At 50.9% G+C, this 15,710-nt stretch carries 12 protein-coding genes; 8 read left to right on the forward strand and 4 right to left on the reverse strand.

The genetic code is table 11. From position 1 onward, the window contains the following. Positions 1-92 precede the first annotated feature (92 nt). Positions 93-2,966, forward strand: coding sequence for a diguanylate cyclase (locus LHF31_RS00425; RefSeq protein WP_303773121.1), 2,874 nt, complete (start codon positions 93-95; stop codon positions 2,964-2,966). Then, positions 2,950-4,155 carry an acyltransferase domain-containing protein gene (locus LHF31_RS00430; RefSeq protein ID WP_298003531.1) on the forward strand — a complete coding sequence of 402 codons (1,206 nt, stop codon included), beginning with the start codon at positions 2,950-2,952 and terminating at the stop codon, positions 4,153-4,155. Before LHF31_RS00425 ends, LHF31_RS00430 begins: the two co-directional genes overlap by 17 nt. A 98-nt stretch (positions 4,156-4,253) precedes the next feature. On the opposite strand, the gene LHF31_RS00435 is transcribed toward LHF31_RS00430, so the two are convergent. Continuing rightward, positions 4,254-4,721: a carboxypeptidase-like regulatory domain-containing protein gene (locus tag LHF31_RS00435; protein WP_298003560.1), complete on the reverse strand. Its 468-nt coding sequence runs from the start codon at positions 4,719-4,721 to the stop codon at positions 4,254-4,256. Between the two features lie 10 nt (positions 4,722-4,731). Next, on the reverse strand, positions 4,732-5,580 hold the full coding sequence (locus LHF31_RS00440) for a Flp family type IVb pilin (protein ID WP_298003563.1): 849 nt from the start codon (positions 5,578-5,580) through the stop codon (positions 4,732-4,734). A 244-nt stretch (positions 5,581-5,824) separates the two neighbouring features. Here LHF31_RS00440 and LHF31_RS00445 point away from each other — a divergent pair, with 244 nt between their 5' ends. Genes LHF31_RS00445 through LHF31_RS00455 form a run of 3 tightly spaced genes read left to right on the forward strand, consistent with a single transcriptional unit; the run spans position 5,825 to position 8,176 of the window. After that, entirely contained in the window at positions 5,825-7,048 is a 1,224-nt protein-coding gene (locus tag LHF31_RS00445) for a response regulator (protein ID WP_298003566.1), read from the forward strand. After that, entirely contained in the window at positions 7,041-7,721 is a 681-nt protein-coding gene (locus tag LHF31_RS00450; RefSeq protein ID WP_298003568.1) for a family 16 glycoside hydrolase, read from the forward strand. Before LHF31_RS00445 ends, LHF31_RS00450 begins: the two co-directional genes overlap by 8 nt. Positions 7,722-7,738: 17 nt before the next feature. Beyond that, positions 7,739-8,176 (forward strand): carboxypeptidase-like regulatory domain-containing protein, encoded by a 438-nt coding sequence (locus LHF31_RS00455; RefSeq protein ID WP_298003570.1) that lies wholly within the window; start codon positions 7,739-7,741, stop codon positions 8,174-8,176. Positions 8,177-8,180: 4 nt separating this feature from the next. Here the strand turns inward: LHF31_RS00455 and LHF31_RS00460 are convergent, their stop codons facing one another. Continuing rightward, positions 8,181-8,534, reverse strand: coding sequence for an Hpt domain-containing protein (locus tag LHF31_RS00460; RefSeq protein ID WP_303773127.1), 354 nt, complete (start codon positions 8,532-8,534; stop codon positions 8,181-8,183). A gap of 155 nt (positions 8,535-8,689) precedes the next feature. Between LHF31_RS00460 and LHF31_RS00465 the strand changes: the two genes are divergently transcribed. The 3 genes from LHF31_RS00465 (at position 8,690) to LHF31_RS00475 (ending at position 14,484) form a co-directional block, all read left to right on the forward strand. Beyond that, complete coding sequence (locus LHF31_RS00465; RefSeq protein WP_298010739.1) at positions 8,690-9,781, forward strand: hypothetical protein; 1,092 nt, start codon at positions 8,690-8,692, stop codon at positions 9,779-9,781. Between the two features lie 257 nt (positions 9,782-10,038). After that, the gene (locus LHF31_RS00470) at positions 10,039-11,634 is read left to right on the forward strand and encodes a S1C family serine protease (RefSeq protein WP_298010736.1); all 1,596 of its coding nucleotides are present in this window, start codon (positions 10,039-10,041) and stop codon (positions 11,632-11,634) included. Positions 11,635-11,742: 108 nt separating this feature from the next. Further along, a complete protein-coding gene (locus LHF31_RS00475; RefSeq protein ID WP_298010733.1) occupies positions 11,743-14,484 on the forward strand; it encodes a PEP/pyruvate-binding domain-containing protein in 2,742 nt (913 codons plus the stop codon). On the opposite strand, the gene LHF31_RS00480 is transcribed toward LHF31_RS00475, so the two are convergent. Beyond that, positions 14,481-15,683 (reverse strand): MFS transporter, encoded by a 1,203-nt coding sequence (locus tag LHF31_RS00480; RefSeq protein ID WP_298010730.1) that lies wholly within the window; start codon positions 15,681-15,683, stop codon positions 14,481-14,483. The two genes, LHF31_RS00475 and LHF31_RS00480, sit on opposite strands and share 4 nt — an antisense overlap. Positions 15,684-15,710: the final 27 nt, after the last annotated feature.

Raw genomic sequence — 15,710 nt, forward strand, 5'->3', positions numbered from 1 at the left:
TATTTTTTAGAGAAAGATATTCGTTGACTTGAATCACTCAGAAATCCATTAGAATTGGATCAGGTTTTGTGTGAATCGAACCGGATGCCGGAATGATTGCCTTTGTCTTTGGTTTGGTGGCTTTTTTATTCTACGCGCTGCTCGCCGCACTGGTGTTGTGGAAGCATTCCGAGCGTACCATCAACAGGTGGTTTTCAGTATATCTGGGCGTAATGGCTTTCTGGAGTTTAGGAATTACGTCTCTGATGCTCCCGGGCCATCCCATCAGCCTCCTGTTTTGGGATCATTTTGCCATTGCCTGCGCTTCTTTTGTGCCGGTGGCATTTTGGGAATTTGTGCAGGTGTACACCGGGAAAAGCCGTCCCGGTTTACGTGGACTGTTTTACAGCGGATATGCCTTTATCCAGGTGCTGAACCTGACCAATCAACTGGTCAGGGGGATTTCCTTTCGATACGCTTTTCCCGTATTTGAATTCACCTGGGGATACTTCCCTCTGCTTGTTCTGGCAGGCTCTGCCGTGAGTATTTCCACACTGGATCTGGTAAAGACTTACCGGGATACTCAAGATCCGCTACAGCGCAATCAAATTAAGTACCTGATGACGGCATCCCTGCTGATCTTTCTGGGAAGTCTGACCTACTTTCCCGGGATGCCCATTCCTTCTATGGATTTCGCGGCAAACTTACTGGCGGCAATTTTGATCGCTTACGCTATCCTGCGTCATCATCTCGCGGATATCAATATTCTCTTTAAAAAGGCTATATTTGGTGTTATTGGCATTATCCTGCTGGCACTCATTTATCTGGTGCTAATTCTAATTTTTACTCTGGTTTTCCGTATCAACTGGTTTGAATCCAGCGCAGGGAGACTTGCCATTGCCCTGCTGGCGGCTGTCGTTGCCATGCTCTCTTACCCGGTGTACATTCAACTGGAGCAAGGGCTGGAACGAATCCTTTATCCACGCCGTTATCGATTTCAGCAATGCCTCAAGGAACTGGAAACGGATATTCAGAACCTGCTGGATGTGCCTGCGCTGTGCCAGAAAGTTGTAGAACAACTTTCAACGGCACTGGAAGGAAACCCGGTAGCCTTCTGGATTCTCAACCGCGCCCAATCGGAATTTATCCTTCAGGCAGAGACAGGGATCAAACGGATGCGCATCTCCCTTCCAACTACCCATCCCTTAATTCAGCGCCTTTCGCAAACAGAAACTCCTCTGTTCTCAAAGGAGTTTCTCCCTCTGGTCGAAGAGACTCCCGCCCTCAAGGACTGTCATCTGGAAGTCCTGTTTCCTCTGAAAAGTCAGCAAAGACTTCGAGGCATGATTGGCATTGGTAAAAAAGAGAATGGGAAAGCCTATTCTCAGGAAGAATTTTCCATCCTCAGCCAATTAATGGAGAAGATTTCTTCCGCCCTGGAAAATGCCATCACACTGCAAGAAGAAAGCCGCCGCCGAGAAGTGGCGGAAATCCTCCAGGCGGTTATCCTGCAAATTACCCCTAACATTCAGTTAGAACAGGTGCTGGATAACATTCTTCTCCACCTTGCCACTCTGATTGAATATGACAGCGCCTGCATCTTTCTGCTTCAAGGAGATCAACTGGTTGCAGTAGCCGCAAGAGGTTTTGCCAGCACAGAAAAAGTACTGGGAAAATCTTATTCTGTCCTGGATGACGCTTTATTTACCCAGATGATACAACTCAGACGTCCGCTTCTGATCCCAGAAGTAAATGAAAGAATCCCTTTTAGAGGATATGGCGGGACACAATCTGTTCGATCCTGGATTGGCGTACCGCTCATTGCTCGCGGGGTGGTGATCGGCTGTCTGACTCTGGATCATTACACCCCCAATGCCTATCATAATCCGGAACAGGCAAGCCTGGTACAGACCTTTGCCAACCATGCCAGCATTGTGATCGAAAATTCACGGTTGATGAAAGTAGAGCGGGAACAACGTCTTCTTGCCGAATCGCTGAGGGAAATTGGCTCCGTTCTAGACAGCACCCTGGACATGGAACGCCTGCTAGACTTGCTGGTAGAGCAGGTTGGAAGGCTTGTCCCCTACTCCGCTGTATTCCTGTATCTGATCGAGAAAAACACCCCGAAGTTGGTGCGCACCCGCGTTCACGAGACCGTCCCTCATGAATTTGCTCAATCACTCCAGAATACCGTGTTTCATCTGGAAAAATCTTCGTATTTTTCGGCACTTTTAGACAGTCATGAGCCGGTAATTCTTCCCGCTATTGAGGAGCATCACACCTGGATTAAGAGTGCCATACCATTAGGCGCATGGATGGGCGCACCCGTCGTATCCAAAAACAAAGCCATTGCCTGCTTTTCGTTCGTTTCTTTGAAACCCAACATCTACACCCAAAACCATGCCAATCTAATGGCGACCTTCTGTAGCGAGGCAGCGCTTGCCCTGCAAAATGCCCGCCTGTTTTCCGAGGTACAGCAATTGGCAACACTGGATGATCTCACCGGAATTCTCAACCGCCGCCAGTTATTTCTGGAAGGGAAAAGAGAATTTTCGCGAGCCAGACGATACAAACGCCCTCTCTCTTTACTGATGATTGATTTAGACCGCTTTAAGGAAATCAATGACACCTTTGGTCATCCGGTGGGCGATGAAGCCTTGAAAACGCTTGCCCACATCTTGCGCAAAGCCATCCGAGAAGTAGATATCTTCGGGAGGTACGGGGGAGAGGAATTTGTGCTGGTTCTACCGGAAACGCGCCGGGAGGAAGCCATCGCCATTGCCGAACGCCTGCGCAACATGGTCGAACAGACTCCCATAAACACCTTATCCGGAGAGTTGCGCATCACCGTGAGCATCGGCGTGGCAGAGCAAACGGAAAATACTCAGACCTTTGAAGAACTGGTGGCACACGCTGACCAGGCTCTGTACCGCGCCAAGCAATCCGGTAGAAATCGAGTGGAGGGTGAGGATGAAGGAAATAAATGATCCTTTATCAGAACAGGATTGGTGGAATGCACCCGAACGGTTAGCCTGGTGGAATTTTTTAGGGTTCTCAGAAGGCGCCATCCACGCACTGGAAAGCATGGCAGAGAGTATTTGCAATTCCCGACAACTAATGGAGGCTTTCAACGCTTTTCACCAAAAAACGGCTCACCAGGGAGACTGGCACTTCGACTGGACTCCCCTCCCCTTTGATCCGCTCATTCAAGAACAGTTAGGGGAAGATACCTCTCTGTTTTACCTGCTGGCATATCTGAGCGCCCTGCCTCACACCTTACAAGCCTATCGCCGCAGGGGAATCCCCATGGAAACCTTTGCCGAAACCATGGCAGATATCCAGTTTTATGTGGAATGGTATGCCCAGCGGCATCATCGCTGGGGGTTTGAACATTTCCCCTGGATTGCCCGTCATCTTTCCGGAAGATTGTTCTCGCTGGGAAGATTGCAGTTCATGCTTCTGCCTTTTCCCGGAAAGGTTACAGCACTGCGGCATCGCCATGACCACCGGATTATCCTTCTGGCAGATCCCCGGCAGCCTTTGCGAGCCGATGGTTATGCGGCTGGTGCAGGCACATCAAACACTCTCATCTCGCCCGAAGAAGTGTGGCATCCTGAGTGGGAAGAAGACACCAGAGGATGGAAAGGTCATCCTGTCTCTCCGCAGGGATACGTCCTGAAGCGTTCTGCGTACTTTTCGCGGGAGGAATGGGAAATCGCCCTGCAGCACGGGGACTGTGTTCTGGATGTTCATATCCCCCAGGGGAAGAGCCTCACTCCGGAAGATTGTCAGCGTTCTCTGGAGAGGGCTTATGAGTTTTTTCCCACGTACTTCCCTGAACAGACTTTTCGGGGGGTATACTGCCACACCTGGATGTTCACTCCCCAACTGGGTCATCTCCTTCCTCCAGAGAGCCGCATTTTGCAGTTTCAACGAGAGTTTTACCTGTACCCTCATCCTGGAAATGAGGGTTTTCTGCTGGAGTTTGTCTTTGGAAGGCGCGAACGTCCCGAAAACAACGCCCCACGGGACACGTCTTTGCAGCGCGCCGTCCTGGACTGGCTTGACCGGGGAGGCGAACTTTTTGACCTGCCGGGGGTGTATTTATATCCTCCCAGCGCATGGGGAAAGCAGTCCCACTGGAGAGACTGGGGAACCTTTGCGCTGGAAGAGTAAATCTCAGCAAATCTTCATCCTTTTTATTGAAACGACCAGCCCCCTGCGGGAGTCTCTGCAGAGGGCTGGTTCTTTCCAGATACCTGTAATGTTTATCTTTAAGGCACGGCGTTCACTACCTGACTCCATCCATGGTCGAAATCGCCCGGCAAGAATCGCAAAGTTCCGGCATCGTTGGAGCGTCCGCTGAAGACCTGCACAGGATATTCCCGCCCTGCCACACGGTAGGCAATCAACACGGTATGTGCGCCCGCCGGAACCCCCTCAAAAGTAAAACGCCCGTTCTCATCGCAGCGGGTGCTCCGATCCAGATCAAGCAAATACACATCAGCAGGAACAGGACGGTGGAAATCATCCACCACCATTCCGGTCAGCGTGCCCTTTCCGGCAAGCCAATCCAGCGCGCCGCTTTGCTTCAGGCGCACCCCACCCAATGCCATCACCACAATCACCAGCGCAGAAATGATGCCCCACAGGATTTTCTTCCTGCGGTGAGGATCGGGCAACTTTTCTGGAATGCCTTTTTTATATAAATCCAGCGAAGGTGACTCTTCAAAAATCATCATGGATCACCTCCTAAGGTTTCCTGCCAGGGGGCAAGGTTTCTATGGGCTGTGGAGGAAGCGTTTTAACGACCGCAGGTGTTGAAGTAGATTTAGACGTTGGGACAGAGGTTGCCGTGGAGACACTTCCACCCTGTGAGGACTGACAGGCAGGGTCCTGTGTGGTAAGGTCCTTGAATTTCAGGGTGGTACCGTTTTTCGTCGCCACCCCTACTCCTCCCTTTTGGTAAGTGGTGTCTTTCACCGTGAGAATGGGTTTGCCGTCCAGATAGGCGGTGAAGGTGTCTCCACGAACATCAATTTGAATGTTGGGAGAGGTAGTCCAGTCATAACCCGCCGGCAATTCGACTTCTCCCAGAGCGGGATTAACACGCACCCCATTCACCCATTTGGTAATAGAGACCACCGGTGGCTTGGTCTTATTTTGCTGTTCGATTTCGAACATGTACCCGCTCAAGCCCTTTTCCGTGCTTTCCGCGCGGAATGCCATGCCAAATCCATTGTTGGCAGGCAGGACATTTTCCACCTGAACACCGGACAGGTCAATGAGATAATCACTTCCGGAATACCCACCCAGCATTCCTGCGCATAACTGACAAACCTGAAACCCGTCTACGCCGGGCTGAATCCCGCCGCGCCAGTTTCCCTCCAGCGCCTGCCAGTTTGCCAGTTGAGCAGCGCTCACCCCACAACTGGCAGGAGAGGTCTTTCCGCTGAGCGCATTGACAATCCGGTCATAAACCTCTCTAAGAGAAACGCCACTGACTGCCAGGACTAACCCTGAGACCACGGCAATCAGCAAAATAATCAAGGCATATTCCAGCAAGCCCTGCCCTTTTTCTCTCGCGCGTCCTTCTCTCATGGTTACCTCCCCAATTCTCCTTCACTAAAAATATATCAAGAAGAAAAGCCCTGACAAGGATTCTTCAAGAAGTGATAGGGAACTGTAAATTCAGAGCAAACGTTTTGAAAGGAGTGTGCTGTGCTTTACGAGCGGTTAACAAAATGTTTTCGTTTGTTCCAACTGGTAAAAATAGCCGTAAAATAAAAAAAACATTTTCCACGCACCATCACGGAACAAATCCTGATAGGGAAAGGTAATCGCCATGCCCGAAAAAATTCTTGTGGTGGATGACGATCCATTGATGCGTCTGATGGTCGTCAAGACCCTTTCGACAGAAGGTTTTGAATTTCTGGAAGCCGAAAACGGGGTACAGGCAGTGGAAAAAGCCATCAGCCACCAACCCGATCTCATCATCATGGACGTTAACATGCCAGAACTGGACGGGTACGAAGCCTGTCAACGCATCCGCTCCAATCCCGTCACCGCGGCAATTCCGGTCATTCTGGTCACTTCCCTTTCCACCGTTGAAGACAAGATCAAAGGATTTGATTCCGGCGCTGACGATTACATTCCCAAGCCGTTTGATCCCAAGGAACTGACCGTACGGGTGAATGTTCTGCTCCGCCGCATTGCCCGCATTAAAGCCACAATCAAAGCACCTGAACCACAACTGGGTAAAGTCATTGCCTTCTTCTCATTAAGGGGAGGTACAGGCACAACGTTGATGGCAACCAACACAGCCATTGCGCTTTCACGACTGTGGGGGATGTCCACGGTGCTGGTGGACCTGGTGCTGGCATGTGGTCAGTGCGCTTTGATGATGAATATCCCTCCGCGCAACTCCTGGGCAGATCTGGCGCGTATTCCGAATGAGGAAATTGATATTGATGTGATCCGGAATGTGCTCCGCCCGCACGATAGCGGAGCCGTGGTACTGGTAGCCCCCAATCACCCTGAGGAAGGGGAATTGATTGATGGTCCCAAAGTGACCCATGTGCTGAACCTCCTAAAACAGGAATATCCTTATGTCATTCTGGATCTACCCCATGAGTTTTGCGATAAAACCCTTGCCGGTCTGGACGCTGCAGATGAAATCTGGCTTTTGATGGCACCGGAGTTAGCCTCGGTGCGTGCCACCCTGCTGGCAATGGAGACCTTCCAGATGTTGAATTACCCTCTGGATCGGGTGCGCCTGATGCTCAACTGGACCTTTGAACGGCATGGGCTGGCACGGAAAGCCATTGAAAAGACACTGAAGCGTGAAATTGATGTGGTCATTCCATATGCATCTGAACCTCTGGTCAAATCCATCAATCTGGGCATTCCCGCTGTGCTGGACGAGGCAAATCCACCTCTGGTTGCCATCTTTGAAAACCTGGCATATTTACTGAGCCGGGAAGACCACAAAAAGACCCCACCTGCAAATCCCACGCCAACCTATCAGCGGGTGATGGAATATCTCGCGGAGAAGAACAGCCATGGATAAAAACAAATTACGAGAACAGGGACAGGGAATTGTCGAATATGCTCTGTTTGTGGCACTTTTGCTGGCAACCATTTTCCTCAGTTTGCAAATGCTGGGAATCAGCCTGCGGGATGCCTTTACCATGGTGTACTGCGGAATCAGCCGTTCCAGTGCCTGCCAGTCGCTGTTCAGCGATGATTTCAACAATCTGAATGCCTGGACCATCGTGAGGGGAATCTGGAAGACGGAAAATGGGAAATTGCTCGCCGGACCGGGGGAAGGACGTATTTTCCGTGAATTGTCTCAGAAAGATTATGTCATTTCGTTGAACGGCGCGCAGTTGTTTCAGGGAAATGGTTACGGCATCTTCTTCCGCGCCACCAATCCCGGCGCAGTCAATGGATATTCCTTCCAGTACGACCCGGGGTACGGCGGGTTTATTTTCCGTAAATGGGTCAATGGAAACGAAATCAGCCCGCCGTTTGCGATTGCCAGAGCGCCCTCTTTTGACTGGTACAGCAAGGCGCGTAACGTGCAGGTGGTTGTTCAGGGCGACACCTATATTGCCTACGTAGATGGGGTGAAAGTACTGGAAGCCCGTGACAGCACCTATCTGGAAGGGGGCATGGGATTGCGCACCTGGGACAATTCCACAATCAGTGTCGATCAGGTCACAGTGAATTCTGTGAAATAGGTTGAGAGGAGCACATTATGCCGCAGGAACAATCACCTTCTCTGGAAGAATACCGGAAGGGTTTGCCCTCAGAAAAGAAAGAACTTTCTACCGCCGGGAAAAAGCGCTTTCGCCTGGTACTGGTCCTCATGATTGTGCTGGTTGCCGCGCTGGGACTTGCCAATTTTCTTCAGAGTCCCACAGCAAAAATACTTGCCGGGACCGGCACCGTCCAGGGAATCGTGGTCAACAAAGAAGGAAAGCCCTTAAACGCCGACATTTTCATTACCGGCACACAGTGGCAAACCAGTACCAATCCCAATGGCGAATTTGAACTGAACCTTCCTGCAGGAAATTATTCTCTTGTAGTCGCACGGAATGGCATGGGGAACGAATATCCGATTACCGTACAGCGAGGAAAAGTGCAAAATTTAGGGAAAATTGTTCTGGTTTCTACTCCCAGCCCTGGAGATTAAGAATCTAAGAAGCATCCTGCTGAAGAATTTGTTCTAATTCTGCTTTTGCAGTCACAAAAGCCTTGCGGAGCAAAGGAATTTTCTCAGGAGCACCGCTCAGATCACCGTTCCTGCCCATTATTTCCAGGTCTGCCGCCAGTTGAGACACTTCATCTGCTCCTACAGAGGCACTGTTGCCTTTCAGTGTGTGCGCCACCCGGATAAACTGGCTGATATCCTGCTGTTGACAGTAACGCTCGAGGTCATTCAGCATTCCCTCCGCTCCCTGAAGATAACGCACAATAACCTCACGAACAAAGGAATCCCCTTCCGTTCCAAAAAACTTGCGCAACTTTTCTAACGGTGCAGGATTAATCATTGCTTCCCTGTTTTCTAAGGTTTCCTTTAACCCTTAGTCTATCACAGAATAAATTCCAACGGACCTAATCCATTATAATATTCAAAAAACGGTATCTTTTTTAACGGAATTGCATCAAAAAGATAAAATTCAATAAAAGGAGTGTTCCCAAAACTATGCCCACATCCCAACCCCGTCAAGAAATTTTACGCACGCTGCATCCTGGCTGGTTTGGTGCCGTCATGGGCACTGCGATTGTCGCCACGATTTTATCCCTCAATCCAGGAAATTTACCTGGATTCAAACCCGTCCTGCAAGCGGGTGCAATCGGGTTTCATGTTTTTGCTCTGCTGGCAATGACAGGGCTGTTGATTCCCACGGTGATTCGCTGGTTCAGGTTTCCTAAAGAGAGTGTACAGGATATCATCCACCCGGTCTTTGGAGCCATGTTTGCCACCCTGCCCGCGGCTTTGCTGGTGTTAGCCAGCACAACCGCAAGCGTAGGGAAATTATGGCTTTCCCCATCCTTAACAAATCTTCTGTTGATGATTCTTTCCGTGACGGGCACATTGCTGGGTTTTGCAATCAGTATCCTGTTCACCTATGCCCTGTTCCTGAATACAGAAGTGCGTAAAGAACATGCCAACGGAGCCTGGTTCATCCCGCCAGTGGTAAACATCATCATCCCTCTGGCGTTGCTTGCGCTGATTCCACTGGTGCCGGAGGCCTGGAGGAGTTCAGTGTTCGCCCTTTCTGTTGCCTTCTGGGGAGCAGGGTTTTTCCTGTTTCTCATGGTAGCAGCAGTTCTGTATGAACGACTGATCTTCCATGCACTTCCCCCCGCCGGAATGATTCCTTCCCTGTGGATCGGGCTCGGTCCCATCGGTGTGGGCGGCCTGGTGCTTTTGCGTCTGGTTCAAACAGGTGCTGCCTTTCTCAACGAATCCACCCCCATTCTGATGCAGGGCGCTACCATGGCGGCTCTATCACTCTGGGGTTTAGGTATCTGGTGGCTTGGGGTGCTGATCCTGGTTACCACCCGGGTAGAAAAGAACGGGGGAATTCCTTACAGTCCCGGCTGGTGGGGGTACGTCTTCCCGGGCGGGGCTTTTACCGCATTAACGCTTTCGCTCGCACGTACACTGAACTCTTCATTCTTTGAAATCGTGGGGGCTCTATTTACCCTTGGTTTGCTGTTCCTGTGGATAAGAGTGTTCTGGAATACCCTGAAAGCCGTCCAAAACGGGATGGCATGGAAAAGAGGATAACCCGGCAACCCCTGCCCCAAAAGCAGGGGTTGTTTAAAAAAAATCACTCCCTTTTCACTTCTCATTTACAGTAAATTAGATGATAATCAATCTGTTCTCTCTACTGGTCCCCCTTTCAGAGAATTAAAGACAAGATATATCACCTCTGCTCCAGGTAGAAAGGAGATGTTCATTTCTTTTCTATTACAAATTGTTAAATTTTTGCGTAAATTTATTCTAATAAGGTAAAATAAATAGTAATACCCAAGGAGAAAAACATGAAATCGTTCCGTTTGCTTGCTGTTGTTGTGATATTCGGGTTATTGCTAGGCGCGTGTACTCCCTCAGCGCCCCAAACGCCTCAGGAAACTGTCCCACCCGCTACCCCAAAGCCCATCGAACCCACTGCCACTTCTGTGCCAGAAGGATTGGTGTCCAGCGTAGAAGATGTGCGTAAAGCCACCATTCAAATCGAAGCCCAGGGCACGTTCATGGATCCGGAATTTGGCACACTGTACAATGTGGCTGGACGCGGTAGCGGCTTTATCATTGACCCTTCCGGCATCGCTGTCACCAACAATCACGTTGTGACCGGTGCGGCGTTGTTAAAGGTTTTCGTGGCTGGTGAAAGTAAACCCAGAAACGCCAAGGTACTGGGGGTGTCAGAATGCTGGGACCTGGCAGTGATTGATATCGAAGGGGACGGCTATCCCTACATGGAATTTCACAAAGGGGATGTCAATCCGGGGTTGGAAGTATATGCGGCAGGTTTTCCGCTGGGTGATCCTGAATACACCCTGACCAAAGGGATTGTCTCCAAAGCCAGAGCCAGCGGCGAAGTTTCCTGGGCATCGGTGGATTCGGTCATTGAACACGATGCCCGCATCCGCCCGGGAAACTCTGGAGGACCGCTGGTGAATGCTGAGGGGAAAGTGGTAGGCATAAACTATGCAGGCAATGACCGGTATGACTATAACTTTGCCATCAAAGGACAGGATGCTCTTTCGGTGATCGAGACCTTGCGCTCGGGTAAGGATTTTGAATCCATCGGCATCAATGGACAGGCGGTGGTCTCCGAAGATGGCAGTATCAGCGGTATCTGGGTGGCTTCTGTCAAATCCGGATCTCCTGCAGATAAAGCGGGACTGCAACCCGGTGATATCCTGACCCGTATGGAAGGGCTGATTCTGGCAACCGACGGTACCTACTCGGATTACTGCGACATCCTCCGCAGCCATCAGCCGGAGGATACGCTTTCGATTGAGGTCTTGCGGTTTTCCACGGGTGAGGTGTTAGCCGGACAATTAAACGGACGGGCACTGGAAACCAGTTTCTCATTTGCCAATACCCTGGAAGATGATGTATCTGGACAAGGCGGCAGTTATGACCAGTTCGTCACCGTTACCGACAATTACAGCGCCATTCAGGTCAACATTCCCAGCGCGTGGAGCGAAGTGGACGGCTCACCATGGATTTCTGATGGAGATGTGATCGGCGCTTCCATCACCGCTGCAGCAAACCTGGATGCATTCAACAATTCTTTTGATGAATCCGGGGTTTTCTTTGGTGTTTCGGATGACATTGCCAAACTGGGTGGATACATTCAATTGCTCGATGTCTATCGCGGTTCGTTTAAATCCAGTTGCGAGTACGGTGGACGCTACGATTATAAAGACAGTGCATATGAAGGCGCTTATGATGTCTTCAAGAAATGCAACGGCTCCCAAAATGTACTGGTTGTGCTTTCTGCACGTCCGCAGCAATACAAGACGTCCATGCTGATCACCGTAATGGTCAACATGACCAATGATCAGGACGCCGCTGCCTTCGACGAAATTCTACGTACATTTGATGTCATTGGGCCACTTCCATAACTTCATGGAAAAGGTCGTTCAAAAAGCCGGGGCTGGCCTCCGGCTTTTTGATTCCCGTAAATATGACATAATGAAGCATCTCAACTTCTTGATGGAGGAAAACGCTCCATGACAGCGGTATTTCCAACCCAAATCTCCTTTTTCGATCCCCGGGCAACCCTTCTGGAGATAAGCGGAGGGAAGGGGGCGAATCTGGCAAAACTGGCACAGGCAGGATTACCTGTGCCCTCCGGGATTATCCTGACTACCGCAGCCTACCGGCAGTTTGTTACCGCCAATCAACTCGAAGAGTTTATTCGGAACACTCTCAGCGCACTCGCCAGCCCTGTGCTGGAGGATCTGGAACGGGTCTCAAACGCTATCCGGGATGGATTCCGGCAAGGTCGTTTTCCCTCCAGTTTAGCAGCAGAGTTGATGGCATGGTATCGGCAAATGAGCCAACCACCGGTTGCCGTACGCTCTTCTGCCACCACAGAAGATTTACCCGATCTGTCCTTTGCCGGTCAGCAGGACACGTTTTTGAATGTTTTGGGCGAAACCGCGCTTCTGGAAGCAGTGGTGGATTGCTGGAGCAGTCTGTGGACGGCGCGCGCCATAGGTTACCGCATGCGCAATCAACTTCATCAAGACAATCTGGCACTGGCAGTGGTGATCCAACCTATGGTTGAGAGCGAAGTCTCCGGCGTGATGTTCACCGCCAATCCGCTGACCGGTCTCCGGCGCGAGGTGGTGATCAACGCCATTTTTGGGCTGGGCGAAGCCCTAGTCTCCGGGCGCAGTGAACCGGACGAGTATGTCGTTCGCTGGATGGCAAACCCCTCTATTCATTCCAAGCGGATAGGCGCTAAAGCACTGACATTGACAGGTTCACAGGAAGGCGGCTTAAGAGAAGAAATTGCTGAACGTTCCAATCACCCGGCATTAACGGATATACAGGTCCTTACCCTGGCAGAGATGGGTAAACGCATCGAATCATTGTATGGCTTCCCTCAGGATATCGAATGGGCAATCCAGAACGACCAGGTTTTCATTCTCCAGTCGCGTCCCATTACCTCCCTGTATCCCCTCCCTGAAAACCTGCCCGAAGATCCTCTGCACATTCTCTTTTCACTGGGTGCAGTTCAGGGAATGCTTGACCCCATTACACCGCTGGGCAGAGATACGTTTACGATGCTTCTTATTTCCGGAGCCCGATTATTCGGCTATCGCCTTACCCCCAAAAGCCAGCAGGGGCTTTTTACGGCTGGGGAGCGCCTCTGGGTAAACATCACCCCCATGGTGCGCGTTCCATTTGGAAGGAAAGCACTTCACGGCATGCTGGGTATGGTTGAGCCTTCTACCCAGAAACTTCTCGATCTTCTTTTTCAGGAACAGGGACTGCAATCCCCCCATCCCGTTGTGCGTCCTATCACCCGCCTGCATCTGGCACGCTTCTTTCTTCCCGTAGGCGCCAATGTTCTGCTCAATTTGATCGCGCCTCACCTGCGACGCCGGCAGTTAATTTCCACTACAGAGGCGCTTCTTGAAAACCTGGAAAGGCAGTTTCAAGCGGTTGAAGGGTTACCGCCCCAGCAGGCACTGGAAGCCATCCTGAAAATTGCCTCCGGCTACATAGATAGGTACCTGCCCCGCGTATTTATCAGACTGGTTTCAATGGTTGCTACCGGTGTGGGTTCGCTAAACCTCATCCGTATCCTCTGCAGGCGAATCCCCGAAGGTGCCGAAGGTCTTTCCCGGGAACAATGGGCTGATATCCCCCTGGAATTGACCCGCAGTCTTCCCTACAACCCCACAACTGAAATGGATTTGCAGTTGTGGAAAATCGCCCGTCGGGCAAAAGAAGATCCGTCATCGAACCGGGCACTGGAACAGATGTCTGCCAGCGACCTTGCCAGGGCTTACCGGCAAAACCTTCTTCCCGAAGAGTTCCAGAATTTGATTGACCGGTTCTTGCAGCGTTATGGAAAACGGGGATTAGCCGAAATTGACCTGGGAAGGGAACGCTGGAAGGAAGACCCTACCCATATCTTTGAAGTTCTGAAAAGTTTCCAGAAAATCAACAACCATGACCTGACTCCAGAAGAGATTTTTACCAGGGGTGAAGAAAAAGCCCACAATGCCATGAGGATGATTCGGCGCGGTATTGGTTACACCCGGTTGGGCTTTCTTAAGAGACCCCTCATTCATTTTCTTGAAAGCCGATTGCGTGCTTTAATGGGGTTGCGGGAATACCCTAAATTTTTTGCTGTGCGCGTGATGGGCACAATCCGCGAGGCTCTGCTTCATGCAGGCAAGGCATTTGTACTCGATGGATATCTGCATTCCCCTGACGATTTGTTCTTCCTGACCTATGAGGAACTTGCCGAATTTGCCCGTCAGCCAGAAGACCAGAGATGGGGAGAATGTATCCAGCAACGCCGCCAGGCTTATCAGCGCGAGAAACGGCGCAGACAAATCCCCCGTCTCTTGCTCAGCGATGGGCGCGCCTTTTACGAAGGGATTGCCACTACCGAAAGCACCCATACCCGCATTCCGGGCAGTCCGGTTTCTCCGGGTGTGGTGGAAGGCAGGGTGAGGGTTGTGTTGAACCCTCGGGAAGCCAATCTACAACCCGGCGAAATTCTGGTGTGTCCGGGGACAGATCCGTCCTGGACACCATTGTTCCTCTCTGCCGGCGGGCTGGTCATGGAAGTCGGTGGGATGATGACGCATGGAGCAGTGGTTGCCCGGGAATACGGCATTCCGGCTGTAGTGGGTGTCAATCAGGCTACCCGGCGTTTGAAAACCGGTCAGCATATTCGAGTGAACGGCTCCACCGGATGGATTGACCTGCTGGATGAAACACCTTAATCGGCTGAAACGGGCGTTGTTTCGCGCACCGGCACCCGAATCTGGCGGGCAACGATGAAGTTAATCACCGCAATGAATGCCCCGAACAGGAATACGTACTGATAACCAAAGGTGTTCCAGATCACCCCGCCCAACAGAGCAACCGAAATGGAAAAGACGTGATCAATGGTGACGCCAGCGGTGAGGGTGGTTTGCACATGTTCTGGTGTTTTGGCAATCTTTCTCATGTAAGTAGCCCGCGCCATCGTTACCGACATCAGCATTTGATCCAGGAGGAAACACACAATGGTCACCAAAAGGGCAAGGTTTTCGGGCAGGAAAGAGCGCGAAAAGCCATAGCCAACGCAGACAAATGCCAGCAACACTGACTCAGCGGTGATTACAAAACGCTCACCGAAACGATCAATGAGCCAGCCCAGGAAAGGCTGAAAAATAATGCCAATAATCCCACCGATGGTGAAAAGCGTTCCCATCAACTGGGTGGGTTGCTGGAAAATAGACACCAGCACCCAGGGCGCAAAGGTGACAAAAATTTGTTTGCGCGAACCATACAGTACAGTCAATGCGTAGTACAGACGGTACTCTTTGTGTAATTTGAGAAACACCCCCGAAGGCTGGGGACGTCCCTTTTCCATGGTAAACATGAGCAGTGCCGCAAGGAACAGGGCAACAGCAACAATGGTAAAGGTGACCTGAAAATTAAAGTTCAGAAAACGAAATCCCAGCGCCACCAGAAAACTTCCCAAAATAGCGGCAAGGTTGCGGATCGCGTTCAACTGTCCCAGGCGACGGCCAATCTGCCCTTCCTGAGCCAGTTCCATGCCAATGGTAGGCGAAAGCGGCAGGAAAAGATGCATGCCCATGCTGTAAATAAACAGCCAGAGGGACATCACCGCATAACTGGTGGTGAAATATCCCAGCAAAAGGGCACCAATGGCGCTCAGCAGGAATGAGAAAGCGCTCAGGCGGCGACTGCACAGGAACCACAGCAGAGCCGAAACAAAAACCACCAGAAAACCGGGCAATTCTCTGGGAAATTCCAGAAAAGAACGTTGAAAGCCCGTCAACGAAAAACGTGCATCCAGGAAATTATTAAAGGTGGAGTCGTAAATACTGTACGCCATCCCTGCCAGCAGGGAAACGGTGGCAAAGATTTTCAAATTTTGCGGTGTTTGTTTGAAGCGAGTCAGCAAAGACATATGGATGAGCCTCTCCATCACAAACCT

This window comes from Anaerolinea thermophila (genome assembly GCF_020723905.1).
GTDB lineage: Bacteria > Chloroflexota > Anaerolineae > Anaerolineales > Anaerolineaceae > Anaerolinea > Anaerolinea thermophila_A.